Annotated in this window: 32 protein-coding genes; 26 read left to right on the plus strand and 6 right to left on the minus strand. The window is 67.0% G+C overall.

The annotated features are described in order from the left end of the window. The first annotated feature begins 185 nt into the window (after window positions 1-185). From rpsL to tuf, 4 genes are all read left to right on the plus strand, one after another. Window positions 186-557, plus strand: coding sequence for a 30S ribosomal protein S12 (gene rpsL / locus DSC45_RS00890; protein ID WP_007265893.1), 372 nt, complete (start codon window positions 186-188; stop codon window positions 555-557). A 2-nt stretch (window positions 558-559) separates the two neighbouring features. Beyond that, window positions 560-1,030: a 30S ribosomal protein S7 gene (rpsG, locus tag DSC45_RS00895; protein WP_119286186.1), complete on the plus strand. Its 471-nt coding sequence runs from the start codon at window positions 560-562 to the stop codon at window positions 1,028-1,030. Between the two features lie 42 nt (window positions 1,031-1,072). Next, complete coding sequence (fusA, locus tag DSC45_RS00900; protein WP_119286187.1) at window positions 1,073-3,196, plus strand: elongation factor G; 2,124 nt, start codon at window positions 1,073-1,075, stop codon at window positions 3,194-3,196. Window positions 3,197-3,350: 154 nt separating this feature from the next. Beyond that, window positions 3,351-4,544 carry an elongation factor Tu gene (gene tuf / locus DSC45_RS00905; RefSeq protein ID WP_119286188.1) on the plus strand — a complete coding sequence of 398 codons (1,194 nt, stop codon included), beginning with the start codon at window positions 3,351-3,353 and terminating at the stop codon, window positions 4,542-4,544. A gap of 119 nt (window positions 4,545-4,663) precedes the next feature. Here the strand turns inward: tuf and DSC45_RS00910 are convergent, their stop codons facing one another. From DSC45_RS00910 to DSC45_RS00930, 5 genes are all read right to left on the minus strand, one after another. Then, window positions 4,664-5,347, minus strand: a complete 684-nt coding sequence (locus DSC45_RS00910; protein ID WP_240434303.1) for a tpaF — start codon at window positions 5,345-5,347, stop codon at window positions 4,664-4,666. A 17-nt stretch (window positions 5,348-5,364) separates the two neighbouring features. Beyond that, window positions 5,365-6,996, minus strand: a complete 1,632-nt coding sequence (locus DSC45_RS00915; RefSeq protein ID WP_119286190.1) for a tpaE — start codon at window positions 6,994-6,996, stop codon at window positions 5,365-5,367. A gap of 16 nt (window positions 6,997-7,012) precedes the next feature. Then, window positions 7,013-7,651 carry a cyclodehydratase gene (locus tag DSC45_RS00920; RefSeq protein WP_119286191.1) on the minus strand — a complete coding sequence of 213 codons (639 nt, stop codon included), beginning with the start codon at window positions 7,649-7,651 and terminating at the stop codon, window positions 7,013-7,015. Then, window positions 7,648-8,994, minus strand: coding sequence for a YcaO-like family protein (locus DSC45_RS00925; RefSeq protein WP_119286192.1), 1,347 nt, complete (start codon window positions 8,992-8,994; stop codon window positions 7,648-7,650). The genes DSC45_RS00920 and DSC45_RS00925 overlap by 4 nt, the downstream gene beginning before the upstream one ends. A gap of 101 nt (window positions 8,995-9,095) precedes the next feature. After that, entirely contained in the window at window positions 9,096-10,169 is a 1,074-nt protein-coding gene (locus DSC45_RS00930; RefSeq protein ID WP_162929078.1) for a hypothetical protein, read from the minus strand. A gap of 187 nt (window positions 10,170-10,356) precedes the next feature. Between DSC45_RS00930 and DSC45_RS00935 the strand changes: the two genes are divergently transcribed. The 3 genes from DSC45_RS00935 (at window position 10,357) to DSC45_RS00945 (ending at window position 14,312) form a co-directional block, all read left to right on the plus strand. Next, entirely contained in the window at window positions 10,357-10,497 is a 141-nt protein-coding gene (locus DSC45_RS00935; RefSeq protein ID WP_119286194.1) for a thiocillin/thiostrepton family thiazolyl peptide, read from the plus strand. A 226-nt stretch (window positions 10,498-10,723) separates the two neighbouring features. Continuing rightward, window positions 10,724-13,375 carry a lantibiotic dehydratase gene (locus DSC45_RS00940; RefSeq protein WP_205571212.1) on the plus strand — a complete coding sequence of 884 codons (2,652 nt, stop codon included), beginning with the start codon at window positions 10,724-10,726 and terminating at the stop codon, window positions 13,373-13,375. Further along, on the plus strand, window positions 13,350-14,312 hold the full coding sequence (locus DSC45_RS00945; protein ID WP_205571213.1) for a lantibiotic dehydratase C-terminal domain-containing protein: 963 nt from the start codon (window positions 13,350-13,352) through the stop codon (window positions 14,310-14,312). The genes DSC45_RS00940 and DSC45_RS00945 overlap by 26 nt, the downstream gene beginning before the upstream one ends. Window positions 14,313-14,360: 48 nt before the next feature. Here the strand turns inward: DSC45_RS00945 and DSC45_RS00950 are convergent, their stop codons facing one another. Beyond that, window positions 14,361-15,563 carry a cytochrome P450 gene (locus DSC45_RS00950; protein WP_240434304.1) on the minus strand — a complete coding sequence of 401 codons (1,203 nt, stop codon included), beginning with the start codon at window positions 15,561-15,563 and terminating at the stop codon, window positions 14,361-14,363. 334 nt (window positions 15,564-15,897) lie between these two features. On the opposite strand from DSC45_RS00950, the gene DSC45_RS00955 reads away from it, so the two are divergent. The 19 genes from DSC45_RS00955 to rplR all read left to right on the plus strand — a co-directional run bounded on the left by DSC45_RS00955 (window position 15,898) and on the right by rplR (window position 25,172). After that, complete coding sequence (locus DSC45_RS00955; RefSeq protein WP_119286197.1) at window positions 15,898-16,242, plus strand: hypothetical protein; 345 nt, start codon at window positions 15,898-15,900, stop codon at window positions 16,240-16,242. A gap of 526 nt (window positions 16,243-16,768) precedes the next feature. Then, window positions 16,769-17,077 carry a 30S ribosomal protein S10 gene (gene rpsJ / locus DSC45_RS00960; protein ID WP_014054162.1) on the plus strand — a complete coding sequence of 103 codons (309 nt, stop codon included), beginning with the start codon at window positions 16,769-16,771 and terminating at the stop codon, window positions 17,075-17,077. 14 nt (window positions 17,078-17,091) lie between these two features. Beyond that, window positions 17,092-17,736: a 50S ribosomal protein L3 gene (gene rplC / locus DSC45_RS00965; protein WP_119286198.1), complete on the plus strand. Its 645-nt coding sequence runs from the start codon at window positions 17,092-17,094 to the stop codon at window positions 17,734-17,736. Between the two features lie 7 nt (window positions 17,737-17,743). After that, the gene (rplD, locus tag DSC45_RS00970) at window positions 17,744-18,391 is read left to right on the plus strand and encodes a 50S ribosomal protein L4 (protein ID WP_119286199.1); all 648 of its coding nucleotides are present in this window, start codon (window positions 17,744-17,746) and stop codon (window positions 18,389-18,391) included. Continuing rightward, a complete protein-coding gene (gene rplW / locus DSC45_RS00975) occupies window positions 18,391-18,711 on the plus strand; it encodes a 50S ribosomal protein L23 (RefSeq protein WP_119286200.1) in 321 nt (106 codons plus the stop codon). The genes rplD and rplW overlap by 1 nt, the downstream gene beginning before the upstream one ends. Before the next feature lie 38 nt (window positions 18,712-18,749). Next, window positions 18,750-19,586, plus strand: coding sequence for a 50S ribosomal protein L2 (gene rplB, locus DSC45_RS00980; protein WP_119286201.1), 837 nt, complete (start codon window positions 18,750-18,752; stop codon window positions 19,584-19,586). 12 nt (window positions 19,587-19,598) lie between these two features. Beyond that, window positions 19,599-19,880, plus strand: a complete 282-nt coding sequence (gene rpsS, locus DSC45_RS00985) for a 30S ribosomal protein S19 (RefSeq protein ID WP_030619138.1) — start codon at window positions 19,599-19,601, stop codon at window positions 19,878-19,880. 43 nt (window positions 19,881-19,923) lie between these two features. Further along, complete coding sequence (gene rplV / locus DSC45_RS00990; protein WP_119286202.1) at window positions 19,924-20,271, plus strand: 50S ribosomal protein L22; 348 nt, start codon at window positions 19,924-19,926, stop codon at window positions 20,269-20,271. Continuing rightward, complete coding sequence (rpsC, locus tag DSC45_RS00995; RefSeq protein ID WP_119286203.1) at window positions 20,271-21,107, plus strand: 30S ribosomal protein S3; 837 nt, start codon at window positions 20,271-20,273, stop codon at window positions 21,105-21,107. Before rplV ends, rpsC begins: the two co-directional genes overlap by 1 nt. Window positions 21,108-21,112: 5 nt before the next feature. Then, window positions 21,113-21,532 carry a 50S ribosomal protein L16 gene (gene rplP / locus DSC45_RS01000; protein WP_119286204.1) on the plus strand — a complete coding sequence of 140 codons (420 nt, stop codon included), beginning with the start codon at window positions 21,113-21,115 and terminating at the stop codon, window positions 21,530-21,532. Next, entirely contained in the window at window positions 21,532-21,756 is a 225-nt protein-coding gene (rpmC, locus tag DSC45_RS01005) for a 50S ribosomal protein L29 (RefSeq protein WP_119286205.1), read from the plus strand. The genes rplP and rpmC overlap by 1 nt, the downstream gene beginning before the upstream one ends. After that, complete coding sequence (gene rpsQ, locus DSC45_RS01010) at window positions 21,756-22,043, plus strand: 30S ribosomal protein S17 (RefSeq protein ID WP_119286206.1); 288 nt, start codon at window positions 21,756-21,758, stop codon at window positions 22,041-22,043. The genes rpmC and rpsQ overlap by 1 nt, the downstream gene beginning before the upstream one ends. A 129-nt stretch (window positions 22,044-22,172) precedes the next feature. Further along, entirely contained in the window at window positions 22,173-22,541 is a 369-nt protein-coding gene (rplN, locus tag DSC45_RS01015; RefSeq protein ID WP_119286207.1) for a 50S ribosomal protein L14, read from the plus strand. 2 nt (window positions 22,542-22,543) lie between these two features. Beyond that, the gene (rplX, locus tag DSC45_RS01020) at window positions 22,544-22,867 is read left to right on the plus strand and encodes a 50S ribosomal protein L24 (protein ID WP_119286208.1); all 324 of its coding nucleotides are present in this window, start codon (window positions 22,544-22,546) and stop codon (window positions 22,865-22,867) included. Continuing rightward, window positions 22,867-23,424, plus strand: a complete 558-nt coding sequence (gene rplE, locus DSC45_RS01025; protein WP_119286209.1) for a 50S ribosomal protein L5 — start codon at window positions 22,867-22,869, stop codon at window positions 23,422-23,424. Before rplX ends, rplE begins: the two co-directional genes overlap by 1 nt. A 2-nt stretch (window positions 23,425-23,426) precedes the next feature. Next, window positions 23,427-23,612: a type Z 30S ribosomal protein S14 gene (locus tag DSC45_RS01030; protein ID WP_003956452.1), complete on the plus strand. Its 186-nt coding sequence runs from the start codon at window positions 23,427-23,429 to the stop codon at window positions 23,610-23,612. A 210-nt stretch (window positions 23,613-23,822) separates the two neighbouring features. After that, complete coding sequence (rpsH, locus tag DSC45_RS01040) at window positions 23,823-24,221, plus strand: 30S ribosomal protein S8 (RefSeq protein WP_119286210.1); 399 nt, start codon at window positions 23,823-23,825, stop codon at window positions 24,219-24,221. Between the two features lie 24 nt (window positions 24,222-24,245). Further along, window positions 24,246-24,785: a 50S ribosomal protein L6 gene (gene rplF / locus DSC45_RS01045; RefSeq protein ID WP_119286211.1), complete on the plus strand. Its 540-nt coding sequence runs from the start codon at window positions 24,246-24,248 to the stop codon at window positions 24,783-24,785. 3 nt (window positions 24,786-24,788) lie between these two features. Further along, window positions 24,789-25,172, plus strand: a complete 384-nt coding sequence (gene rplR / locus DSC45_RS01050; protein WP_119286212.1) for a 50S ribosomal protein L18 — start codon at window positions 24,789-24,791, stop codon at window positions 25,170-25,172. Window positions 25,173-25,210: the final 38 nt, after the last annotated feature.

Genomic DNA, 25,210 nt, shown 5'->3' on the forward strand with positions numbered 1-25,210 from the left:
CCTGGGGTGTGCCTGGGCTTCCGTGCGTGCCCATAGTCCGCGCGGAGAGCCTCTCAAAGGAACACACCGCAATCTGCATCCCTCCTCGCCCTGGTGCGGGAGTCTGCAGCGTTCGACACACCCGACCGCGTGGGTCGGTGAAGTTCCAGGTTAGCTTTATACGGCACACAGAAACCGGAGAAGTAGTGCCTACGATCCAGCAGCTGGTCCGGAAGGGCCGGCAGGACAAGGTCGAGAAGACCAAGACCCCGGCCCTGGAGGCCTCGCCCCAGCGCCGCGGCGTCTGCACGCGTGTGTTCACCACCACCCCCAAGAAGCCGAACTCGGCGCTGCGGAAGGTCGCGCGTGTGCGTCTGACCTCCGGCATCGAGGTCACGGCCTACATCCCGGGTGAGGGGCACAACCTGCAGGAGCACTCCATCGTGCTCGTGCGTGGCGGTCGTGTGAAGGACCTGCCGGGTGTTCGCTACAAGATCATCCGTGGTGCGCTCGACACCCAGGCGGTCAAGAACCGCAAGCAGGCCCGCAGCCGCTACGGCGCCAAGAAGGAGAAGTAAGAATGCCTCGTAAGGGCCCCGCCCCGAAGCGCCCGGTCATCATCGACCCGGTCTACGGTTCTCCTCTGGTGACCTCCCTCATCAACAAGGTGCTGCTGAACGGCAAGCGCTCCACCGCCGAGCGCATCGTGTACGGCGCCATGGAGGGCCTCCGTGAGAAGTCGGGCAACGACCCGGTCATCACGCTGAAGCGCGCGCTCGAGAACATCAAGCCGACCCTCGAGGTCAAGTCCCGCCGTGTCGGTGGCGCGACGTACCAGGTGCCGATCGAGGTCAAGCCTGGCCGTGCCAACACGCTCGCGCTGCGCTGGCTCGTGGGTTACTCCCGCGCCCGCCGCGAGAAGACGATGACCGAGCGCCTGACGAACGAGCTGCTCGACGCCTCGAACGGCCTCGGTGCGGCCGTCAAGAAGCGCGAGGACACGCACAAGATGGCCGAGTCCAACAAGGCCTTCGCGCACTACCGCTGGTAGTCGAACCCGACATCGAGAGAACCGAGAGAAGACTGAAGCCTTATGGCTACCACTTCGCTTGACCTGGCCAAGGTCCGCAACATCGGGATCATGGCCCACATCGACGCGGGCAAGACGACGACCACCGAGCGGATCCTGTTCTACACCGGTGTCTCGTACAAGATCGGTGAGGTCCACGACGGCGCTGCCACGATGGACTGGATGGAGCAGGAGCAGGAGCGTGGCATCACGATCACGTCCGCTGCCACCACCTGCCACTGGCCGCTGGAAGACGTCGACCACACGATCAACATCATCGACACCCCGGGACACGTCGACTTCACCGTCGAGGTGGAGCGTTCCCTGCGTGTGCTCGACGGTGCTGTGACCGTGTTCGACGGCGTGGCCGGCGTCGAGCCCCAGTCCGAGACCGTCTGGCGTCAGGCGGACCGCTACGGCGTTCCGCGTATCTGCTTCGTCAACAAGCTCGACCGGACCGGTGCCGAGTTCCACCGCTGCGTCGACATGATCGTGGACCGCCTCGGCGCGACCCCGATCGTCATGCAGATCCCGATCGGTGCGGAGTCCGACTTCAGGGGTGTCGTCGACCTCGTCACCATGAAGGCGTTCGTCTGGTCCGCAGAGGCCTCCAAGGGCGAGATGTACGACACCGTCGACATCCCGGACACCCACAAGGAAGCCGCCGACGAGTGGCGCGGCAAGCTCCTCGAGACCGTCGCCGAGAACGACGACGAGATGATGGAGCTGTACCTGGAGGGCGAGGAGCCCACCGTGGAGCAGCTCTACGCGGCCGTGCGCCGTATCACCATCGCCTCCGGCAAGGTCATCGACGGCACCACTGTCACCCCGGTGTTCTGCGGTACCGCCTTCAAGAACAAGGGCGTTCAGCCCCTGCTCGACGCGGTCGTGCGTTACCTGCCCTCGCCCCTGGACGTCGAGGCCATCGAGGGCCACGACGTCAAGGACCCCGAGGTCGTCGTGGAGCGCAAGCCGTCCGAGGACGAGCCGCTCTCCGCGCTCGCCTTCAAGATCGCGAGCGACCCGCACCTGGGCAGGCTCACCTTCATCCGGGTCTACTCGGGTCGCCTGCTGGCCGGCACTGCGGTGCTGAACCCCATCAAGGGCAAGAAGGAGCGCATCGGCAAGATCTACCGCATGCACGCGAACAAGCGTGAGGAGATCGAGTCGGTGGGCGCGGGCGACATCGTCGCCGTCATGGGCCTGAAGCAGACGACCACCGGTGAGACGCTCTGCGACGACAAGAAGCCGGTGATCCTGGAGTCCATGGACTTCCCGGCGCCGGTCATCGAGGTCGCGATCGAGCCCAAGTCCAAGGGCGACCAGGAGAAGCTGGGTGTCGCCATCCAGCGCCTGGCCGAGGAGGACCCGTCCTTCCGCGCCAAGACGGACGAGGAGACGGGCCAGACGATCATCGCCGGTATGGGCGAGCTCCACCTGGACGTCTTCGTCGACCGCATGAAGCGCGAGTTCCGCGTCGAGGCCAATGTCGGCAAGCCGCAGGTCGCGTACCGCGAGACGCTGCGCAAGCCGGTCGAGCGCCTCGACTACACGCACAAGAAGCAGACTGGTGGTTCCGGCCAGTTCGCCAAGGTGCAGATCGCGGTCGAGCCTCTCGAGGGCGACGGCTACGAGTTCCAGAACAAGGTCACCGGTGGCCGGGTCCCGCGGGAGTACATCCCGTCCGTGGACGCCGGCTGCCAGGAGGCCATGGAGTTCGGCGTGCTCGCCGGTTACCCGCTCACGGGTGTCCGCGTCACGCTGCTCGACGGCGCCTACCACGAGGTCGACTCCTCGGAGATGGCGTTCAAGATCGCCGGTTCGATGGCCTTCAAGGAGGCCGCCCGCAAGGCCTCCCCGGCCCTGCTCGAGCCGATGATGAAGGTCGAGGTGACCACGCCCGAGGACTACATGGGCGACGTCGTCGGCGACATCAACTCCCGTCGCGGTCAGATCCAGTCCATGGAAGACCGTTCGGGTGCCAAGCTCGTCATCGGCCTCGTGCCGCTGTCGGAGATGTTTGGCTATGTCGGAGACCTCCGCAGCAAGACTTCGGGTCGCGCAAGCTACTCGATGCAGTTCGACTCCTACGCCGAGGTTCCCAGGAACGTCGCCGAGGAGATCATCGCGAAGGCCAAGGGCGAATAACTCAACCGAGTTGACGCTTTAGGCTTGTCACCGGAGCCTGCTGGGGCATTCCCTCCCTCATCGGGACGGAATGCCCCGGGCTCCGGGCATCCCAGCAAAGATCACCTGGCGCCGATGAGTAAGGCGTACAGAACCACTCCACAGGAGGACCCCAGTGGCGAAGGCGAAGTTCGAGCGGACTAAGCCGCACGTCAACATCGGCACCATCGGTCACATCGACCACGGTAAGACGACCCTCACGGCCGCCATTACCAAGGTGCTGCACGACGCGTACCCGGACCTGAACGAGGCCTCGGCCTTCGACATGATCGACAAGGCGCCCGAGGAGCGCCAGCGCGGTATCACCATCTCGATCGCGCACGTCGAGTACCAGACTGAGGACCGTCACTACGCGCACGTTGACTGCCCCGGTCACGCGGACTACATCAAGAACATGATCACCGGTGCCGCCCAGATGGACGGCGCGATCCTGGTGGTTGCCGCGACCGACGGCCCGATGCCGCAGACCAAGGAGCACGTGCTCCTGGCCCGCCAGGTCGGCGTGCCGTACATCGTTGTCGCCCTCAACAAGGCCGACATGGTGGACGACGAGGAGATCCTGGAGCTCGTCGAGCTCGAGGTTCGTGAGCTCCTCTCCGAGTACGAGTTCCCGGGCGACGACGTACCGGTCGTCAAGGTCTCGGCTCTGAAGGCGCTCGAGGGCGACAAGGAGTGGGGCGAGTCCGTCCTCAACCTGATGAAGGCTGTCGACGAGGCCATCCCGCAGCCCGAGCGTGACGTCGACAAGCCGTTCCTGATGCCGATCGAGGACGTCTTCACGATCACCGGTCGTGGCACCGTCGTCACCGGTCGTATCGAGCGTGGTGTCCTCAAGGTCAACGAGACCGTCGACATCATCGGCATCAAGCAGGACAAGACCACCACCACGGTCACCGGCATCGAGATGTTCCGCAAGCTGCTCGACGAGGGCCAGGCCGGTGAGAACGTCGGTCTGCTCCTCCGTGGCATCAAGCGCGAGGACGTCGAGCGCGGCCAGGTCATCATCAAGCCCGGTTCGGTCACGCCGCACACCGAGTTCGAGGCCCAGGCCTACATCCTGTCCAAGGACGAGGGTGGCCGCCACACGCCGTTCTTCAACAACTACCGTCCGCAGTTCTACTTCCGTACGACTGACGTGACCGGTGTTGTGGAGCTCCCCGAGGGCACCGAGATGGTCATGCCCGGCGACAACACCGAGATGAGCGTCAAGCTCATCCAGCCCGTCGCCATGGAGGAGGGCCTGAAGTTCGCCATCCGTGAGGGTGGCCGGACCGTGGGCGCCGGCCAGGTCACCAAGATCACCAAGTAATCCCGATTACTTGCTGATCGGGGTGACCCGGTCGCTCTGAATTGAGCGCTACGCAGGGCCCGTACGACATTCCGTCGTACGGGCCCTGTGCCGTTCCGTGTCCGGGACGAGCGAGTGGCTCAGTCCTGCACGGGATGGGCGTACGTGGCGGCCAGCAGCGGGTGGCGTTGCACGCCGTCGCCGTGCACCAGGTCGTGTACGGCGGAGGGGATGAACCCGCCGAAGAGAGTGCCGACGAGCCCCCGCGACTGGCACCGCAGATTGAAGTCGTACGCCGCCATCGACGCCCGTACGGCGCTGATGCGGTAGCCATGGGTACCGGCCCAGCTGTCCGAGCGGTCCAGGTCGGCGTAGAGCGCGACGATGCCCGCTGCGGTGGCGAACTCCCGCTGCACGCCCAGATCCTCGGCCGGACCCAGCGCCTCGAGCCCCGCGAGCCGGGAGCTCCCTTCCGCGGTCACCCGGTACAGGCCGGGCGCTTCCGTGCCTTCGCTGCGCAGCGCGAACACGAAACCTTCGAGCGCGCCCGCCTCGGTGTCGAGCCCCCAGTCGTCCCCGTCCCGGACCAGTACCTCGCGCAACAGCGAGAGAACCGTCTCGGTGCGTACCGGGCGCGTGGCGTACTGCAGGGTGGAGCGGCGCCGCAGGAGGGTGTCCCGCAGGTCGTGGACCGGTCGGAGACCGTCCTCCTCGGGGGCCGGCTCGACGGGCACGGCTGTCGTGAACGGGACAGGGTGCCGCTCGGTGGCCAAGCCGTCCGAGGTGCTCGTACGGGTGGCGAAGCCCTCCAGTACGGCGTTCATGGCTGTCAGGTCGCTCCTCATGCCGTGCCTCCCAGGGACGCGACCGCGGCGATCGGTTCGTCGGCCGGTGAGATGCCGAGCATGGCGGACAGTGCCTCGTCGTCCCAGTCGGTGTGGGGCGCGAAGGCCACGCCGAGGTGGCCGGTGACCTCGCGGGCCGTGGTCAGACTGCAGCCTGCGTCGAGGAAGACGAGGCGGAGGCCGAAGGTGCCGTACTTCGTCATGATCTTCCTGAGGTCCCCGGTGATGACGATGTCGCACGGTGCGTTTCCGGAGGGCACTTCTCCGGAGACCAGCGCGAGGGAGTGGTCGGCCTGGGCGTAGGCGTAGACGCCCGGCGGCAGCACCTGCCCGTCGCGCACCACGACGTACGCCGTGGTGCATCCGATGTTCCCGGCCGCGGCGGTCCAGCGCTTGACGTTCGACGGAGTGGTCCGGTCGTCCCTGATGCCGAAGGCCGTCTTCAGCACGAGTCCCAGGGTGTCCAGGGTGAGCGGGACGTCGCCGCCGGACCCGGAGGTCCGTGCGGCCGACCGTCCGGGGCCTGCGAGTCGGCCGACGTCGGGCTCGGGGAGCGGTGTGTGGGTCCGGCTCGGCCAGTCCTTGAACTGCGACTGCAGACGGAGGTTCCCGGAGTGGTAGTGCGCCTGGTGGTCCCTGGGCGAGAGGAACGTGCGCGGTGGGATCGCCACCGAGGCCTCGTAGACGGCCCCGGCCGGCGGCTCCGGCGCGACGGGGCCCCGTGCGGCGGAGCACCGCGGGCACCCGGGGCGGACGGCCGCCGGGCGGTAGGTGGTGCTGAGCGTCGCGGCATCGATCACGACGGAGTCGATCGGCAGCTGGGTGATCGTGGTCCGGGTGAGCAGGGCCGCGATGTGGTGCGAGGCCAGGCCGACGACCAGGTCGTCCAGTCGGCCGGGGTGCTCACCGGGCGGGCCCGGCTCGCCGTGGCGGCCGCAGCCGAGGCAGGGCGTGATCGCGGGGTCCACGTACGGGCCGATGACGACGGTCGTGGCGTCCGCGCGGATACGCAGGAGCGGCTGCCCGCTCTCTCGGCAGCGCTGCTCGACGTCTGCGAGCTGCGGTGCCGACGCTGCCGTCTCGAAGAACACCGTGAGCTCGTCCGACGCACCGCCCGGGTCCCGGTCCGTCCGAAAGACTCCGTCGAGGATGCGACGGGCCGAGCTGACGAGCTCGCGGTCGCCCTCCAGGCGCACCGCGCGCCGGTCGAGCCGTGTGACGGCGTCCGCCCAGGAGGCGTTCGCCCCCGTGGAGTTGCCCAGCCGGGAGAGCAGCACGGCCCACTCCGCGGCGACCTTCGGCTCTTCTCCGCCGGGCGCCTCCTCGATGGCTCCCGCGGTCCGGAGCAGGGCCAGGCACTTGTAGACAGCGGCCTCGTCCATCCCCAGCTCGAGTGCCAGTTCCGCGTGGCCGCGGGTGCCGTCGCAGGCCTCGGTCAAGGGCACCAGCCCCTCGCGCGCGAACGCGCCGGAGAAGGCCTGCTTACGGTCCGCTCCGTCGAGGACGACGGCGTCACCCGCCCTGCGCAGGCGTACGCCACGTCGGAGTACGGGCCGGACGGGGACCGTGAGTTGCATGTCCGTACGTGCCGCACGGCCGATCTGCTCTGCCTTCATCTCCGCAGCCATGACACCGATCCCCTCTTCACCGCGCCAGTTCCGGGAACGGCACGGCTCCTGTCGTGCGTTCCCGTGCGAATCGACCGCCGCACCGCGGACACCGGTTCACCGATACGGTCGGCGCTGCCGACACCGCGCCCGAGACGAGGTCGAAGGTGCGGACGGTGCCCCCGATTCCGGTGACACCGTCGGTGATCTCGGTGAGAGCCAGTTCGAGGAGGCCGGAGGCGACGGCCACATGGTGCGGCCCGAATCCCTCGGGCAGCCCGTCCACGGCCGCGTCCATGTCGTACGGAAGCGCCGAACCCGCGTGCTGTGCGGCGCGCTTGCGGTGGCAGGCGTAGCACGCCGTGCGTCCGGGTACCGCCACCGGACCGCAGACGATCCGGGTCGGCAGCAGCTGGACTCCCAGGGACGCGGTGCCGCGTTCCGCGCAGATCCGGTCGATCTCGTCGCGCATCTCGTGGGCTCCGCCGGAGTGCACGGGGACGACGACATCCTCGGGCCCCGCCGCTCCGTCCCGGAAGTCTCCGTAGGACGCGCACCGACGTGCGGGGACGCCCCGGTGCTCGACGAGGCTTCTTCCGAACGCGTCGCCGATGAGATAGAGACACTGCGGACGCGGATTGTGCGGCATGGTGCGCGGCTCCTTCTGCTCGCTCATGCGAACGGCTGTATCTCGGGGTTGATCGCGTCCTCGGGGTGGCTCGGGTGGCCCATCGCGCGAGGTGCTTCGTACAGGCGCGGCGTGCCCAGGTACCGCTCGCCGTGCACGAACGACACGGGCATGGCCTCCGGCACCAGGACCTTGACGGCGCGCATGCCCACCTGGCGCGCTTCGTCCGTGGTGATGTCGGCGACGAGGACCTCTGCGCCCCGCGCGGCGAGCCGGGCGACCGCGGTGTCGAGCGGGTCGGCTCCCGCCGGCAGGCCCTGCATGTCCTGCAGACCGTACGTAGGCCTCTCGCCGTCCAACAGGAACCCGAACACTCCGCGACGTTCGCGGGCCGCGCTGTGCACGGCGCCTCCGACCACGCTCACCTTGGACGGGTCAGGTTCACGCCCCGCGTACGCGGAGACGTAGCCGTGCAACGCCACGCGCAGCGAGGACAGTTCGCGGTAGATCTTGCCCAGGGCCCGCTCGGGGTCGATATCGCAGGTGGCCGCCACGACCTGCGCGAGCGTGGGATCGGCGTCGGCGAGCTGCACGCCGTAGATCACCGGGATGCCGAGGTCCGTCGTGGCGTCGAACAACCTCACCCGCAGGTCCGTCGAGGTGCCGATCCTGTGGTACTCCCGGGTGCCGGGGCCGAGCCGTGCGGGGTCCACCCGGAGCTCGGGCAGTCGCAGTCGCTGGAGCCAGACCAGGGCGATGGCGTCCCGCTCCACCACCTCCTGCAGTCCACCGAGCACGGCGGTGCGTACGTCGGAGTGGACGGCTGCTCCGGTGGAGATCCCGCGGGTGAACTCCTCGGACGTCGACCGGTAGGGCATGTGCAGGTACACGGAGATGGCGGGCACCAGCACGGGCAGCCGACGGGTCAGCGACCAGGCTCGTACCCAGCGGATCGGCACGGCGGGGTCGTACTCGGACATGCCGCAGTCGTCATGTGCCATTTCGGCCGGTGAGCACCGGGGCCACCGCGACGGCGACACGTGGTCCTCGGTGAGGTCCCGCTCGGCGGCGAAGACCATCTCCTCTTCGTCCCAGGCGCAGGTGGAGTAGCGCTCGAGGCCCTCCGCGACGGAGATCAGCCGTGCGCGTTCCGATGTGAGGCCGGTGCCGGCGCCGTCCGAGTTGCCCGTGTCCTCGTCGTCGGACCACGTACTGAGTTGGGTCAGGGCATGGGAGGGGACACCGAGGTGTGCCATGTGGACGGCGAAGTCGGGTTCGCCCTCGCGTACCGGCAGTGCCCGGGTGTGGGAGACCAGGCCGTAGGGCGAGACGAGCTTGTCGAGTGCGCGCAGCTCGGCCGATATGTGCTCCTGGTAGCTGTCCCTGTGCATGCTCTTCTTCCTGCCGGTCGTGTGGCTCCGACGCCGGTGTGCGGGACCGGGGCGCGCTCGTCGGTGGGTGGGGTCGCGGGGCGGTCGTCACCGGACCGTCGTCAGGGTGTCGTGCTGTGCGCCGCCGTGATGGCCTTGGCGAGGGCGTCGAGGTCGTCCCTGAGGTCCGTCATCGACTTCCCGCAGGCCTCTTCGTTGGCGCGGGCGAGGACGTAACAGAAGACGTATCTTTCGGCCAGACTGAAACCGAGTGAGTACAGGCAGCTGTACATCAGGCTGGTGAGCAGTCGGAACGCCATGAAGTCGGGGTCGCGCTGTATCAAGTGCTCGGTCTCGGGGATGGGTGGTATATGGAATCGCGTGGGTGCGACCGGGCCACCTTGCTTGCGTTCCAGGTCTTCGAGGGTTTGGCCGGAATTGACCAGGGCGCCCGACGCGAAATCATCGGCCAGTTGGCGTGATTCCGACGTGGCGAGTTCGGTCCACTGTTCGAGGAGTGGGTCCGGCATCGGTGCGGTGTCCGGACCGCCGCACTGTTCGATGAATTCACGGACCGTCGGCCCTACCTGTTCGTAGAAGCGGGAGCAGGCGGCCTCGAAGGAATCCGGGTCCTTCGTACGCAGGTATACGGCCTCGTAATGCGAGCGATAGCTGAGCAGGCGCAGCGGAAGCAGATCCCGAAATTCATAGCGTTCGATTTCCCGCTGCGGAGATCCGAGGAGCGTCGCTCTGCTGTGCGCGGCCATCAGGCGCAGTACGTCCAAGGTGGAGGCGAGGGGATCCTTGGCCTGTTCGGAACGGTTCAGGTGCGCGACGAGGATGGGGGCGGCCTTCTGGAAGAGCCGTCGGGAGGAATCGGAGAATCCCCTTCCGCTGAATCCGGCGTTCCAGAGAGGGGAGGGCGTGTTCTCCGCGGGCGTCGCCGCCGCCTCTGCCGTGCATCCATGCTCCCGTGCCAATCTCTGCAGGTCAGCGATGGTGTGGTCAGGTTCGGCCGTCCCGTCGATGCTGATGTGCAGGACGTCTGCCGAGGTGCGCGCGTCCCAGGTGCGGACGAAGTAATAGGGGCCGTGGCCGGCGGTACGTGACCGACTGAACAGCGCGCGGATGAGCGGCACGCAGGTTTCTTTGAAATTCGAACCATTGGCCTGCGTGATAGTGGCAAACACGTGCACGAATAAGCCCCCGGATTTAGCCGTTCCCCTTGATGGGTCGTCATGTGTTCTCGCGTGCGACCCATTGCTCCCATGCCCAACGAGTGGGGCCGATTATGCTGTGACCATCGTCACACCGGACCCTCTTGCGTGATGATCGGTTGGCTCACTAACTTCGAAATCACATTGATGAAAGGGGGTGTAATCAATGGAGCAGCAGATCGAGCTCGACGTTATCGAGATTTCGGACCTTATCGAGGGTGCTGGTGAGAATGACGACGTGGCGCAGGTGATGGCCTCGTCCTGTACCACCAGCAGCGTTTCGACGAGTTCCTCGTCCTCGTCCTGATTCAAGGACCGAGTAAGCAGCTGAGCCACCGTCGAGGTGCACCTCGACGGTGGCCTTCTGTGAGTCTGGGGTCATCTATTCGCGCCACCAGGAATTCTGCCGTCCCGCAGTGCATCGGGGCTGAAATGTGATGCCCGGGAAAAGGCGATTCCCGGTTCAGTACCGCACGGGCGGGGCCGCGGAGGGCGTGGGTCACGCGCGTCGAAATTGGGGGATTCCCATGGGAGTGAGCATCAGTCCGTACGTCGTCCATCGACGGAGCCGGCTCCCGCTCCGCGAGCTCACGACGATGTCGTTCGCCACCGCCTGGTCACACATCGACGAACTCCACGCCCTGCGCGCCGAGACGGCTGAGCGTGCCGTCGAACTGGCCGACTTCCTGGGGGAGTTCGTGCCCACGGTCGACGACGGAGTCCGGACCCAGCTCATCCGCCTCAGACGCGATGTGCACAACCTGCGCCACGACCGGGCCACGGAACGGCTCGAACTGATCGCCACCCGGCTGGCGCCCGAGGCCGTGGTCGCGGCACGGACCTGGTGCGCGCTGGCGGCGCGAGCCGAGGAGTGCGATCGAGCCGGCCGTCGGGAACTCGAGAACGACAAGGCACAGGCGGCTGCTGGATTCAGGGCGCTCTTCGAGCACGATGCCATGGCCCGGAGTATCCAGCTCTCCGGTGATCAGCTCTATCGAGGTCTACGGGACTTCGTGATGGGCGACGACGGCGGCCTGAAGCCCAGCAAGGCCAGGCTGCGGGAGTCGTCACTGGTCAACTTCGCCTACCGGGCGAGCCTCAAGCCCTCACCGTTCGGCCGCTTCACGGAGATCGGCGCGTTCCCTCCCGACGATCCGGGCGCCGCCGCCCCGGCCCACCGGGTGGAGGGACCGGGGGAGTCGGTCACCACACTCAACCGACTGCTCGTGAACTGGGTACTCGCGGCCTGGCCCCGGGTACCCGGCGGCCTGGAGTCCGGGCATCTCGTACTGAACTCCACGCTGCGGGCAGGGCCCGAGACCGTCGAGTTCATCGGGGTGCCCTCGGGAGGCCACCAGGAGGGCCGGATCGCCTCCGAGACAGTGCTGAGGATCCGCCGGGAGGCAGTCGTCAGTGCGCTGCTGGCGGCCATGCCGGACGGGTCCGCGCAGGCCGTTGACGTGCTGCGCGAGGTCACGGCGGCAACCGGTGGGCGCGAGCTGAGCCGCAAGGTCGTGCACGGTCTGATCCGGGCCGGAGTCCTGTTCTTCCGGCCGGACGTCGACGATCACGACCCGGACTACACGGCGAAACTGGACGCCTCGTTCGCTGCCGGGGGCACTGCGCAGACGGCCGCCCTGCGCGGTCACTTCGCCGAACTCAGGCGGCTGGAGACGGACTTCGCCGGGGCCGCCGCCGAGGAGCGCCAGAAACTGCTGGACTCCGCGTACGGCGCGGTCGGCGGCATCGCCGAACTCTGCGAGGTGTCACCGCCACCGGAGGAAGTCCTGAAGTCACCGGTCTTCGAGGACACCCCCGCGGCCACAGCGCCCCGCTCCTGGAGCCTGCCGACCGTCGAGCACAGCATTCCGGCGCTGACCGGCCTGTGGCGCCTGGCCTCGATGATGGACAACAGCCAGATGAAACGGCTCGGCCTGTACGCCTTCGCCACCGGCCTGCTCGGCGAGCGTCGCACCATGCCGTTCCTCGACTTCTTCAAGGCCTTCTCGGACCTGACCGATCAACAGCAGATCGATGTCTTCATGGGGCGCGAGGTGGAGTCCGCCGAGAGGTTCGCGGCGCAGCGGGCCGAGGCCCTGCGCACCGTCCGCGGGAGCCTCGAACACGACGGCGACACCGTGTACCTCGACCCCGCGCACATCGAGCGGGCCTGCGAGCGAGTCGATGACGTCCTCGGCACCGAGTCGGTCACGCTGCGCGCGCAGTTCGCCCACCGCGTCCTGCCGGGCCGGGACCGCTCCTTGGTCGTGAACGGACTGCTCACCGGATACGGCGTCTACTTCTCACGCTTCGGCTCGTTCGCCACCGGCACCGACGGGTGGTCCCTGCAGACCGCCCAGCGTGAGCACCTCGCCCGCCGGTTTCCCGACCAGGTCGACCTCAACTCCGTGCTCGGCTTCAACTTCAATCTGCATCCTCCGGTCACCCGGCGCGTGGTGAACTACCCGGGCGCGGTGTCACGCGGCACGGACCGAACCGTGTACGGCCTCGCCCATCTGGAGGTTCGAGCGGATCCCGCCACGAAGTCCCTTCGTCTGTGGGACCCGCAGGAGCAGGAAGTCGTCGACCTCGTGCCGATGAACTTCCTCACCCCGATCGGAGTGCCGCTGCTGTACCGCCTGATCGAGGCGCTGACCCCGTCGAACCGGTACCTGTGGAAGCCGCTCGACGACATCCGGGACGCCGGCGGCCCACCGGCCCACAGCGACACCGCGCCCCGGCTGGTCGTCGGCGACGTCGTCGCCGAGCGCAGGTCGTGGAACGTGCCTGCCGCCGACATCCCCATGCTGCAGGACCTCAGCCGGGACTCGTTCGAGGCGTTGGTCGCCTTCGACGCGTGGCGCAGGGACCGCGGCCTTCCACGGCACGCCTTCGTGCTGTGCCAGACGCCGGACGAACGTGAGGTGATGGCGGGCCGCGGCCGGAAGGCCACCCGCCAGTGGGCGGACTACGCGCACCTGCGCCGTGCCAGCGTGCACAAGCCGATGTACGTCGATTTCCGCAATCCCTTCCTGGTCCGCAGTCTCGCGAAGTCCGCGCTGTCGCGCGGCGACGTGCTCGTGTCGATCCGCGAGTGCCTTCCGTCGGTGGACGACTACGGCCCGGCCACGGGCTGGACCGCAGCAGAGGAGTTTTTCATTGAGCTCTGTACAGACAGGCCTTGAGCAGAATCGGGTGGCGGAGTGGCGGGTGGTGCACATCCACGTCCCGCACTCGGCGCACACTCCGTTCCTGTGCGATGTCGTCGGCCCGCTCCTACGGCAGGAGGGGCTCCAGGACCACTTCTTCTTCCTGCGGTACTGGCAGGGCGGCCCTCATCTGCGGCTGAGGATGCTCTGCGGACCGGAAGCAGGATCCGCGGACGCCGCGGAACGGGTCGTCGACGGGCTGGCTCGCGCCATGCCGGAATTCGGGGCGGAGGAACGGCAGGAGTACGAGTTCGGCCTGACCCTGCAGGACGAGCTGGCGCGGCTGGAGGAGGCGTCCACCAGGGAGACCCGCCCGATCGGAAGCCTGGACCGCGCGCCCTACGCACCGGAGTACCGCAAGTACGGCGGCCGGCAGGGACTGGACATCGCCGAGGCCGTCTTCCGCAGGACGTCGGCCGCGGTCCTCGACATGCTCGATCGCCGGCCGCCGGGCCGACCCGGGGCCGCACGGGCGCCGATCGGTGAGGCGGCGAGGATCATGGCGATGTTCCTGCACGGCGCCGGACTCGACCGCGAAGCGGCCGTGCGGTTCCTACGGGAGTACGAGGACTGGTGGCGCAGGTACGCCCCGGACGACGCGCAGCGGGCCTGGCCGGGACTGTACCGAAACGTCGCGCCCCAGATGATCAATCTGTGTGGCGCCGTCTGGCGGGACGGCGCGACGGACGACGTGTTCCACGACATCAGTACGGAGGCCGCGGCACGAGCACGTTCCGTGTGCGGAGCGGAGGACGGCAGCGACGTCCGTGAGCTGCTCCTCGATGCCACGCCGTATCCGGGCTGCCTCTCGAACTACGTGCACACCACCAACAACCGTCTCGGCCTGCTCCCCGCCGCCGAAGGCCTGGTCGCGTATCTGGTACGCAAAGGGCTTGAGGAGTCCGCCGGATAGTCCCGGGGCGCGCGGGTGTGCACCTGCGTGCCCGCGCGCCCGGGTCCTTCACCAGGTCACCGGCAGCCGGTGGAGGCCGTACACCCCCATGCTGTCCTTGAACGGGAGTTCCTCGACCGGGACCGCGAGCTTCAGGCCGGGAATCCTGGTGAAGAGCGCGGCGAAGACGATCTCCAGTTCCAGCCTGGCGAGGTTCTGTCCGATGCACTGGTGGATGCCGTGCCCGAAGGCGAGGTGGCGCCGGCCGCCGCGATCGATGTCCAAGCGCTCCGGAGCGGCGAACACCGCTTCGTCATGGTTGCCCGAGGCGCTGAGCCCGATGACCCCTTCGCCCGCACGGATCAGCACGTCGCCGATCTCGAGGTCGGCCAGGGCCACCCGCGAGGTCACCTGGTCGGCGATGCTGAAGTAGCGCAGGAGTTCGTCGACCGCCTGCGGGGCCAGCTCCGGGTCCGCCTTCAGCCTCGCCAACTGCTCGGGGTTCTCGAGCAGGCCCACGACGCCCAGCGCGATCATGTTGGCCGTGGTCTCGAACCCGCCCACGAGCAGGACGTTCGCCATGCCGACCAACTCCTCGCGGTCGAACGTCCCGGCTTCGCGGTTCTTCGCGACGAGCCTGCCGAGCAGGTCGTCACCGGGGTCGGCCCCCTGCGCCGTCACCAGCCCGACGAAGTACTCGTGAAGGTCCTGGTGTGCGCCGTTGCGCTCCTGCGGGTCGACATCGATCGACACCAGCTTTCTGGTGCGGTCCTGGAAGAACTCGCGGTCGGAGTACGGCACTCCGAGCAGTTCCGAGGTGACCAGGGAGGGGACGGGCAGAGCCAGGGCCTCGACCAGATCGAGGGGGCTCTCCCCTTCGAGCACGGCCGAGATGCGCTCGTGCACGATCTCCTCGACGCGGGGCCGCATCCGCTGCACCCGCTTGGCCGTGAACTCCGAGGCCACCATTTTGCGCTGTGCCGTATGCACCGGCGGGTCCATCGCGAGCATCACCGGCCGCATCCGCTCCATGACCTCGGCCGGCACGTCGAAGTGCAGCGGGTAGCCGGGGTGCGCCAGATTCGAGCTCACCTGCGGGCTCGCGAGCAACTGCCGTATGTGCTCGTGGCGGGTGAGCAGCCAGGCGGACCGCCCGGAAGCCAGGGTGACTCTCGAGATGGGCTCGTCCGTACGCAGGGACGCGTACTCCGGCGGCGGCTGCAACGGGCAGGTACGCGGGTAGGGAAAGGCACCGTCCTGACGGTCTGTCAAAATCTTCTCCACCGATGACTGGAACGGAACTCAGGCAACCGGTCGCAACGGAACTGGTTGACGCCAACCATCCAAGCGGACGGGTAATTCGATGCATAGCGAACACGGGAACCGGGCCGAACTCGCGAGGCTCCGCACCTGAAATTCCGCCAATGTCACCGAGTGTGGATTCGGCCCGCCAGTCGCCGGGAAGAGCGCCCAGGGGGTCCGCCCCGCTTGCGGAGCTACTCCCTCCGCAAGTAACGGAGTTGGCGACACGTCCGCCCCCTTCGCCGACGGTGCGGAGGTAGGCTCGGCCGGGCGAAGTCACCCGTCCGACCAGGGGGTTCAGGGTATGTATCTGCAGATTGTGATGTGGGATCTGAAGAAGTCGGAAGCCACGGTGGAGAGTCTCAGGGAATATCTCCGGGATTACGCCGTGGACGCGTACTCCACATTGGACGGCATGCGCCTCAAGGCATGGTTCTCGAATGCCGAGCGTCAGCTGTGGGGGGCGGTCTATTTGTGGGACGACGCCGACCGGGTGCCGGGCCTGTACAGCGTCAGCCGAGCCATCGAACGCATCGGATATCCGCCCACCTCGGTCGGCGGCTTCACGCTGGAGGCGACCGCGGAAGGAAAGAGCGTCCACGAGGCGCTGAGCGGTCTGGGTGTCGCCCTGGAGGGCCAGGCGAAGTGAGCCGCGCCCCTGACCGCGCGTGATCAGGTGATCGCCCAGAGCGTGCGGAGGGGCTGCTTCGGCGCCCTCGATGTGCGGGTGTCCGGGCCCCTCGATGGCCGGGTTTGACGGCCGTGGGGCGGGGGGTAGGGTCTTCGCCCTTGATTGGCCAGCGCAATGCCCCGTATGGCACACTGACCAGGTTGCTCGGTTGAGTGCCGATGCTGCACGCCTCCCGCCGGGAGGACTGGAAGCGAGTCCCACAGTACTCGTCGCCCCAACCGTCGTAAGGCGGCGCTGGAGCGGACGTACGGGAATCTTCCGGGAAGTGTGGCGGGGTGCCTTCAACCAGGCACCCGGTGGGACTTCAGGTGATTGCAGCCTTCCCCCGGTCCGCGGCCAAGGGCCGCAGTCCCCAGCAGGGAAATCTCCTTCGGGAGAACTGTGTGAACGAGACTGCGACACGCCCGACCGCGTGGGTCGGAGGAGGAGTCATCAGAACCCTCGGGTTCCAGAGCGTTACGAGAGACAGGACTACGAAGTAGCCATGGCGGGACAGAAGATCCGCATCCGGCTCAAGGCCTACGACCACGAGGTCATCGACTCTTCGGCGAAGAAGATCGTCGAGACGGTGACTCGCACTGGTGCGTCGGTCGCGGGCCCGGTGCCGCTGCCCACTGAGAAGAACGTGTACTGCGTCATCAAGTCGCCGCACAAGTACAAGGATGCGCGCGAGCACTTCGAGATGCGCACGCACAAGCGCCTGATCGACATCCTCGACCCGACGCCCAAGACCGTTGACTCGCTGATGCGCCTGGACCTTCCGGCCGGCGTCGACATCGAGATCAAGCTCTGAGAGGCGCGGAAGAGATGACCAAGCAGATCAAGGGTGTCCTGGGCGAGAAGCTCGGCATGACCCAGGTCTGGGACGAGAACAACCGTGTCGTCCCCGTGACCGTGGTCAAGGCCGGACCCTGCGTCGTTACCCAGGTCCGTAAGAATGACATCGACGGCTACGAGTCGGTCCAGATCGCCTTCGGCGAGATCGACCCGCGCAAGGTGAACAAGCCCCTCAAGGGCCACTTCGCCAAGGCCGACGTGACCCCCCGCCGCCACCTGGTGGAGCTCCGCACCTCCGACGCCGCCGAGTACACGCTCGGCCAGGAGATCACTGCCGAAGCGTTCGAGTCCGGCGTCAAGGTCGACGTCACGGGCAAGAGCAAGGGCAAGGGCTTCGCCGGTGTCATGAAGCGTCACAACTTCAAGGGCCTCGGCGCCGGTCACGGCACCCAGCGCAAGCACCGCTCTCCCGGTTCGATCGGTGGCTGCGCCACCCCGGGCCGTGTGTTCAAGGGCCTCCGCATGGCGGGTCGTATGGGCAACGAGCGGGTCACCACCCAGAACCTGACCGTCCACGCCGTTGACGCGGAGAAGGGCCTGCTGCTCATCAAGGGCGCGGTTCCTGGTCCGAACGGCGGCCTCGTCCTGGTCCGTACCGCGGCCAAGGGGGCCTGAGGTAACGATGAGCACCATTGACATCCTTTCGCCGGCAGGCGACAAGGCCGGGACCGTCGAGCTCCCCGCGGAGATCTTCGACGCCAAGACCAGCGTTCCGCTGATCCACCAGGTCGTTGTCGCACAGCTGGCCGCTGCCCGACAGGGCACGCACAAGACCAAGACCCGTGGCGAGGTCCGCGGCGGTGGCAAGAAGCCGTACCGCCAGAAGGGCACCGGCCGCGCGCGCCAGGGTTCGACCCGTGCGCCGCAGTTCGCCGGTGGTGGCGTCGTGCACGGACCCGTGCCGCGCGACTACTCGCAGCGCACCCCGAAGAAGATGAAGGCCGCCGCTCTGCGCGGTGCCCTCTCGGACCGGGCGCGTCACGACCGAATCCACGTCGTGTCCGACGTGGTCGAGGGCGACGTTTCCACCAAGGCCGCCAAGGCTCTCCTGGGCAAGGTCAGCGAGCGCAAGAACGTGCTCCTGGTGGTCGCCCGTGAGGACGAGACCGGCCTGCTGTCGGCGCGGAACCTGCCCCAGGTGCACATCCTGGAGCCGGGCCAGCTGAACACGTACGACGTGCTCGTTTCGGACGACGTGGTCTTCACCAAGGCCGCCTTCGACTCCTTCGTCGCCGGCCCCAAGGCTGAGACCGAAGGGAGCGAGGCCTGATGACTGAGGCCACCGTCACCAGCAAGACCTTCTCCGACCCGCGCGACATTCTCGTCAAGCCGGTCGTCTCGGAGAAGAGCTACGCCCTCCTCGACGAGAACAAGTACACGTTCATCGTCGCGCCCGGCGCGAACAAGACCCAGATCAAGCAGGCCGTCGAGGCGGTCTTCTCGGTCAAGGTCACCGGGGTCAACACGATCAACCGCCAGGGCAAGCGCAAGCGCACCCGCACTGGTTTCGGTAAGCGTGCGGACACCAAGCGCGCCATCGTGACCCTCGCTGAGGGCGACCGTATCGACATCTTCGGCCAGGCCTCCTAACGGAGCGCCCTGGTCCGATATCGGACGAGGACTGAGAAATGGGAATCCGCAAGTACAAGCCGACGACGCCGGGCCGCCGTGGCTCCTCCGTCGCCGACTTCGTCGAGGTCACGCGGTCCACGCCGGAGAAGTCGCTGGTCCGCCCGCTGCACAGCAAGGGCGGCCGTAACAATTCCGGTCGTGTGACCGTTCGCCACCAGGGTGGCGGACACAAGCGCGCCTACCGAGTGATCGACTTCCGTCGTCACGACAAGGACGGCGTGCCGGCGAAGGTCGCGCACATCGAGTACGACCCCAACCGCACCGCGCGCATCGCGCTCCTGCACTACGCCGACGGCGAGAAGCGCTACATCGTCGCGCCGCGCGGCCTGGCGCAGGGCGACCGGGTCGAGAACGGCCCCGGCGCCGACATCAAGCCCGGCAACAACCTGGCGCTCCGCAACATCCCGGTCGGTACCACGATCCACGCGATCGAGCTCCGTCCCGGTGGTGGCGCCAAGTTCGCCCGCTCCGCGGGTGCCTCCGTGCAGCTGCTCGCGAAGGAGGGCTCGATGGCCCACCTGCGCATGCCGTCCGGTGAGATCCGCCTGGTCGACGTCCGCTGCCGCGCCACGATCGGCGAGGTCGGCAACGCCGAGCAGTCGAACATCAACTGGGGCAAGGCCGGCCGCAAGCGCTGGAAGGGCGTTCGTCCCACCGTTCGCGGTGTCGTGATGAACCCGGTCGACCACCCGCACGGTGGTGGCGAGGGCAAGACCTCCGGTGGTCGCCACCCGGTCTCGCCCTGGGGCCAGAAGGAAGGTCGTACGCGTTCGCCCAAGAAGGCGTCGAACAAGTACATCGTCCGCCGCCGCAAGACGAACAAGAAGCGCTAGGAGCGGGTTTAGATGCCGCGCAGTCTCAAGAAGGGGCCCTTCGTCGACGACCACCTGATCAAGAAGGTGGACGTACAGAACGAAGCCGGTTCCAAGAACGTCATCAAGACCTGGTCCCGTCGCTCGATGATCGTCCCGGCCATGCTGGGCCACACGATCGCGGTGCACAACGGCAAGACCCACATCCCGGTGTTCGTCACCGAGTCGATGGTCGGCCACAAGCTCGGCGAGTTCTCGCCGACTCGCACCTTCCGAGGCCACGTCAAGGACGACCGGAAGTCGAAGCGCCGCTAAAGGCGGGGTGGAAACGACTATGACTTACACCGAAGGGACAACCATGGAAGCCAGGGCCCAGGCGCGGTACATCCGCGTCACGCCCATGAAGGCCCGCCGCGTGGTGGACCTCATCCGTGGCATGGATGCCACGGAGGCTCAGGCGGTCCTGCGTTTCGCCCCGCAGGCCGCGAGCGTGCCGGTCGGCAAGGTGCTGGACAGCGCCATTGCCAACGCCGCGCACAACTACGACCACAGTGACGCCAATTCGCTGGTCATCAGCGAGGCGTACGTGGATGAGGGCCCGACCCTGAAGCGGTTCCGTCCGCGTGCCCAGGGCCGTGCCTACCGGATCCGTAAGCGGACCAGCCACATCACCGTGGTCGTCAGCAGCAAGGAAGGAACCCGGTAATGGGCCAGAAGGTAAACCCGCACGGGTTCCGGCTCGGTGTCACGACCGACTTCAAGTCGCGTTGGTACGCCGACAAGCTGTACAAGGACTACGTCAAGGAAGACGTCGCCATCCGCAGGATGATGACGTCCGGCATGGAGCGCGCCGGCATCTCGAAGGTGGAGATCGAGCGCACCCGTGACCGCGTGCGGGTGGACATCCACACCGCTCGTCCCGGCATCGTCATCGGCCGCCGTGGCGCCGAGGCCGACCGCATCCGCGGTGACCTCGAGAAGCTCACGGGCAAGCAGGTCCAGCTGAACATCCTCGAGGTCAAGAACCCCGAGACCGATGCTCAGCTCGTGGCCCAGGCCGTTGCCGAGCAGCTGTCCTCCCGCGTCTCCTTCCGTCGTGCGATGCGCAAGTCGATGCAGAGCTCGATGAAGGCCGGCGCCAAGGGCATCAAGATCCAGTGTGGCGGCCGTCTCGGCGGCGCCGAGATGTCGCGCTCGGAGTTCTACCGCGAGGGCCGCGTGCCCCTGCACACGCTCCGCGCGAACGTCGACTACGGCTTCTTCGAGGCCAAGACGACCTTCGGCCGTATCGGCGTGAAGGTCTGGATCTACAAGGGCGACGTCAAGAACATCGCCGAGGTCCGTGCCGAGAACGCGGCTGCCCGTGCGGGCAACCGTCCGGCGCGTGGCGGCGGCAACGACCGTCCGGCCCGTGGTGGTCGTGGTGGCGAGCGTGGCGGCCGCGGCCGCAAGCCGCAGCAGCAGGCCCCGGCAGCAGAGGCCCCCAAGGCCGAGGCTCCCGCAGCTGCCGCTCCGGCTGAGAGCACTGGAACGGAGGCCTGACCGACATGCTGATCCCTCGTAGGGTCAAGCACCGCAAGCAGCACCACCCCAAGCGCAGTGGTATGGCCAAGGGTGGCACTGAGGTTGCGTTCGGCGAGTACGGCATCCAGGCGCTGACCCCGGCGTATGTGACGAACCGTCAGATCGAGGCCGCTCGTATCGCGATGACCCGTCACATCAAGCGTGGCGGCAAGGTCTGGATCAACATCTACCCGGACCGCCCGCTGACCAAGAAGCCCGCCGAGACCCGCATGGGTTCCGGTAAGGGTTCCCCCGAGTGGTGGATCGCGAACGTCAAGCCCGGTCGGGTGATGTTCGAGCTGTCCTACCCGAACGAGAAGATTGCGCGTGAGGCGCTTACCCGCGCTGCTCACAAGCTTCCGATGAAGTGCCGGATCGTTCGGCGCGAGGCAGGTGAGTCGTGATGTCGGCCGGTACCAAGGCGTCCGAGCTGCGCGAGCTGAACAACGAGGAGCTCGTTGCAAAGCTCCGCGAGGCCAAGGAAGAGCTGTTCAACCTCCGCTTCCAGGCGGCCACGGGACAGCTCGAGAACCACGGCCGGCTCAAGGCCGTCCGCAAGGACATCGCGCGGATCTACACCCTCATGCGTGAGCGCGAGCTGGGCATCGAGACGGTGGAGAGCGCCTGATGAGCGAGAGCAACGTGACTGAAGAGACCAAGGCCGCCCGAGGCTTCCGCAAGACCCGTGAGGGTCTCGTCGTCAGCGACAAGATGGACAAGACCGTCGTCGTCGCCGTCGAGGACCGCGTGAAGCACGCCCTGTACGGCAAGGTCATCCGCCGTACGACCAAGGTCAAGGCGCACGACGAGCAGAACGTCGTGGGTGTCGGCGACCGTGTCCTCCTGATGGAGACCCGGCCGCTGTCCGCGACGAAGCGCTGGCGCGTCGTCGAGATCCTTGAGAAGGCCAAGTAGGCAATTCCCGTAAGGGAGTTGACCGTTAGCACTGCCTGAGGGGCATTCCCTCAGGTTCGTTCCGCCAGGCTCGGTGGGGGTCATGCGAGTGGCCCCCGCCGGGAACCGGCAGACAAACAGGAGATAGACGTGATCCAGCAGGAGTCGCGGCTGAAGGTCGCCGACAACACTGGTGCGAAGGAAATCCTTTGCATCCGTGTTCTCGGTGGATCCGGCCGCCGCTACGCGGGCATCGGCGACGTCATCGTCGCCACCGTGAAGGACGCGATCCCCGGTGGCAACGTGAAGAAGGGTGACGTCATCAAGGCGGTCATCGTTCGCACCGTCAAGGAGCGTCGCCGTCCGGACGGCTCGTACATCCGCTTCGACGAGAACGCCGCTGTCATTCTGAAGAACGACGGCGACCCTCGCGGCACCCGTATCTTCGGCCCCGTGGGCCGTGAGCTGCGCGAGAAGAAGTTCATGAAGATCATCTCGCTCGCGCCGGAGGTGCTGTAAGCATGAAGATCAAGAAGGGCGACCTGGTACAGGTCATCACCGGTAAGGACCGTGGCAAGCAGGGCAAGGTCATTGCGGCCTTCCCCCGCGAGGGTCGCGTCCTGGTCGAGGGTGTCAACCGGGTCAAGAAGCACACGAAGGCGAACCAGCCGGGCCGCGCTTCGCAGGCCGGCGGCATCGTCACGACCGAGGCCCCGATCCACGTCTCCAACGTCCAGCTGGTCGTGGAGAAGGACGGCAACAAGGTCGTCACGCGAGTCGGTTTCCGCTTCGACGACGAGGGCAACAAGATCCGCGTTGCCAAGCGGACCGGTGAGGACATCTGATGGCTACCACCACCACTCCGCGTCTCAAGACGAAGTACCGCGAGGAGATCGCGGGCAAGCTGCAGGAGCAGTTCTCCTACGAGAACGTCATGCAGACCCCGGGCCTCGTCAAGATCGTGGTCAACATGGGTGTGGGCGACGCCGCCCGCGACTCCAAGCTGATCGAGGGCGCCATCCGCGACCTCACCACGATCACTGGTCAGAAGCCGGCCGTCACCAAGGCCCGCAAGTCCATCGCGCAGTTCAAGCTGCGTGAGGGTCAGCCGATCGGTGCCCACGTCACGCTCCGTGGCGACCGCATGTGGGAGTTCCTGGACCGCACCCTGTCGCTCGCGCTTCCGCGCATCCGCGACTTCCGTGGTCTGTCCCCCAAGCAGTTCGACGGCCGTGGCAACTACACCTTCGGTCTCACGGAGCAGGTCATGTTCCACGAGATCGACCAGGACAAGATCGACCGGGTCAGGGGCATGGACATCACCGTGGTCACCACGGCGTCCAACGACGACGAGGGCCGCGCCCTCCTTCGTCACCTCGGCTTCCCGTTCAAGGAGAACTGACCGTGGCGAAGAAGGCTCTGATCGCTAAGGCCGCCCGCAAGCCGAAGTTCGGTGTGCGCGCGTACACCCGCTGCCAGCGTTGCGGCCGGCCCCACTCCGTCTACCGCAAGTTCGGCCTGTGCCGCGTGTGCCTTCGTGAGATGGCTCACCGTGGCGAGCTGCCGGGCGTAACCAAGAGCTCCTGGTAATACCCCAGTTGGGGTAGCAGGAGTCTCTCGGTAAGCATTGGGTCGGTAGGGTGCCCTGCTCTCCATGGCTTAGGCTTGGAGGGTTGGGCGCCCGCCGCCCCGTACGACTTACTACGCCGTAGGTCCCCGCGCCGCACCCGTCCCGCCACTGTGTGGGGAGAGGGATGGCGCACATAGGAAACCCCGGCGAGAGAGGCCGAAGGCCAATTCATGACCATGACTGATCCGATCGCAGACATGCTTACGCGTCTGCGGAACGCGAACTCGGCGTACCACGACTCGGTGTCGATGCCGCACAGCAAGATCAAGTCGCACATCGCGGAGATCCTCCAGCAGGAGGGCTTCATCACGGGCTGGAAGACCGAGGACGCCGAGGTCGGCAAGAACCTCGTCCTCGAGCTGAAGTTCGGCCCGAACCGTGAGCGCTCCATCGCGGGCATCAAGCGGATCTCCAAGCCCGGTCTCCGGGTTTACGCGAAGTCCACCAACCTGCCGAAGGTGCTCGGCGGCCTCGGCGTGGCGATCATCTCCACGTCCCACGGGCTCCTCACTGGACAGCAGGCCGGCAAGAAGGGCGTAGGCGGAGAAGTTCTCGCCTACGTCTGGTAGCGGAAGGGAACGGAGGAAACAGCTATGTCGCGTATTGGCAAGCTCCCCATCACGGTTCCCGCCGGCGTGGACGTCACCCTCGATGGCCAGACGGTCTCGGTGAAGGGCCCCAAGGGCGCCCTGAGCCACACCGTTGTCGCGCCGATCGAGATCGCCAGGGACGAGGACGGCGTTCTGAACGTCACCCGTCCCAATGACGAGCGTCAGAACAAGGCCCTGCACGGCCTGTCCCGCACGCTGGTGGCGAACATGATCACCGGCGTGACCGACGGTTACGTGAAGAAGCTCGAAATCAGCGGTGTCGGTTACCGCGTCCTCGCGAAGGGCTCCAACCTGGAGTTCTCGCTGGGCTACAGCCACCCGATCCTGGTCGAGGCCCCCGAGGGCATCACCTTCAAGGTGGAGTCCGCGACCAAGTTCTCGGTCGAGGGCATCGACAAGCAGAAGGTCGGCGAGGTTGCGGCCAACATCCGCAAGCTGCGCAAGCCTGACCCGTACAAGGCCAAGGGCGTCAAGTACGAGGGCGAAGTCATCCGCCGCAAGGTCGGAAAGGCGGGTAAGTAAGCCATGGCATACGGTGTCAAGATCGCTAAGGGCGACGCTTACAAGCGTGCAGCCATCAAGCGGCGTCACATCCGGATCCGTAAGCACGTCTCGGGTACTGCCGAGCGTCCGCGCCTCGTCGTGACGCGCTCGAACCGGAACATCGTGGCCCAGGTCATCGACGACGTTAAGGGGCACACCCTGGCGTCGGCGTCCACCCTGGACACCTCGATCCGTGGTGCCGAGGCCGACAAGTCGGCTCAGGCCAAGTCGGTCGGTGCCCTGGTTGCTGAGCGCGCCAAGGCCGCAGGTGTCGAGACCGTCGTGTTCGACCGTGGCGGCAACAAGTACGCGGGGCGCATCGCCGCCCTTGCGGACGCCGCCCGCGAAGCCGGGCTCAAGTTCTGAGCCTCGCTGCGTAGCTAGCGGAAACAGAGAGAGGTAAA

This window comes from Streptomyces sp. YIM 130001, assembly GCF_003574445.1.
Lineage (GTDB): Bacteria > Actinomycetota > Actinomycetes > Streptomycetales > Streptomycetaceae > Streptomyces.

What these genes read in the sequence shown, in the direction of transcription:
- rplP (WP_119286204.1), top strand. Translation starts at nt 21,113, where the DNA reads ATGCTGATCCCTCGTAGGGTCAAGCACCGCAAGCAGCACCACCCCAAG.
- rpsC (WP_119286203.1), top strand. Translation starts at nt 20,271, where the DNA reads ATGGGCCAGAAGGTAAACCCGCACGGGTTCCGGCTCGGTGTCACGACC.
- rplF (WP_119286211.1), top strand. Translation starts at nt 24,246, where the DNA reads ATGTCGCGTATTGGCAAGCTCCCCATCACGGTTCCCGCCGGCGTGGAC.
- rplR (WP_119286212.1), top strand. Translation starts at nt 24,789, where the DNA reads ATGGCATACGGTGTCAAGATCGCTAAGGGCGACGCTTACAAGCGTGCA.
- rpsH (WP_119286210.1), top strand. Translation starts at nt 23,823, where the DNA reads ATGACCATGACTGATCCGATCGCAGACATGCTTACGCGTCTGCGGAAC.
- rplE (WP_119286209.1), top strand. Translation starts at nt 22,867, where the DNA reads ATGGCTACCACCACCACTCCGCGTCTCAAGACGAAGTACCGCGAGGAG.
- DSC45_RS00915 (WP_119286190.1), bottom strand. Translation starts at nt 6,996, where the DNA reads ATGGCTGCGGAGATGAAGGCAGAGCAGATCGGCCGTGCGGCACGTACG.
- fusA (WP_119286187.1), top strand. Translation starts at nt 1,073, where the DNA reads ATGGCTACCACTTCGCTTGACCTGGCCAAGGTCCGCAACATCGGGATC.
- rpmC (WP_119286205.1), top strand. Translation starts at nt 21,532, where the DNA reads ATGTCGGCCGGTACCAAGGCGTCCGAGCTGCGCGAGCTGAACAACGAG.
- rpsG (WP_119286186.1), top strand. Translation starts at nt 560, where the DNA reads ATGCCTCGTAAGGGCCCCGCCCCGAAGCGCCCGGTCATCATCGACCCG.
- rplW (WP_119286200.1), top strand. Translation starts at nt 18,391, where the DNA reads ATGACTGAGGCCACCGTCACCAGCAAGACCTTCTCCGACCCGCGCGAC.
- DSC45_RS00925 (WP_119286192.1), bottom strand. Translation starts at nt 8,994, where the DNA reads ATGCACAGGGACAGCTACCAGGAGCACATATCGGCCGAGCTGCGCGCA.
- rplX (WP_119286208.1), top strand. Translation starts at nt 22,544, where the DNA reads ATGAAGATCAAGAAGGGCGACCTGGTACAGGTCATCACCGGTAAGGAC.
- DSC45_RS00935 (WP_119286194.1), top strand. Translation starts at nt 10,357, where the DNA reads ATGGAGCAGCAGATCGAGCTCGACGTTATCGAGATTTCGGACCTTATC.
- DSC45_RS00920 (WP_119286191.1), bottom strand. Translation starts at nt 7,651, where the DNA reads ATGAGCGAGCAGAAGGAGCCGCGCACCATGCCGCACAATCCGCGTCCG.
- rpsS (WP_030619138.1), top strand. Translation starts at nt 19,599, where the DNA reads ATGCCGCGCAGTCTCAAGAAGGGGCCCTTCGTCGACGACCACCTGATC.
- rpsJ (WP_014054162.1), top strand. Translation starts at nt 16,769, where the DNA reads ATGGCGGGACAGAAGATCCGCATCCGGCTCAAGGCCTACGACCACGAG.
- DSC45_RS00955 (WP_119286197.1), top strand. Translation starts at nt 15,898, where the DNA reads ATGTATCTGCAGATTGTGATGTGGGATCTGAAGAAGTCGGAAGCCACG.
- rplC (WP_119286198.1), top strand. Translation starts at nt 17,092, where the DNA reads ATGACCAAGCAGATCAAGGGTGTCCTGGGCGAGAAGCTCGGCATGACC.
- rplV (WP_119286202.1), top strand. Translation starts at nt 19,924, where the DNA reads ATGGAAGCCAGGGCCCAGGCGCGGTACATCCGCGTCACGCCCATGAAG.
- rplD (WP_119286199.1), top strand. Translation starts at nt 17,744, where the DNA reads ATGAGCACCATTGACATCCTTTCGCCGGCAGGCGACAAGGCCGGGACC.
- rpsQ (WP_119286206.1), top strand. Translation starts at nt 21,756, where the DNA reads ATGAGCGAGAGCAACGTGACTGAAGAGACCAAGGCCGCCCGAGGCTTC.
- DSC45_RS00910 (WP_240434303.1), bottom strand. Translation starts at nt 5,347, where the DNA reads ATGAACGCCGTACTGGAGGGCTTCGCCACCCGTACGAGCACCTCGGAC.
- rplB (WP_119286201.1), top strand. Translation starts at nt 18,750, where the DNA reads ATGGGAATCCGCAAGTACAAGCCGACGACGCCGGGCCGCCGTGGCTCC.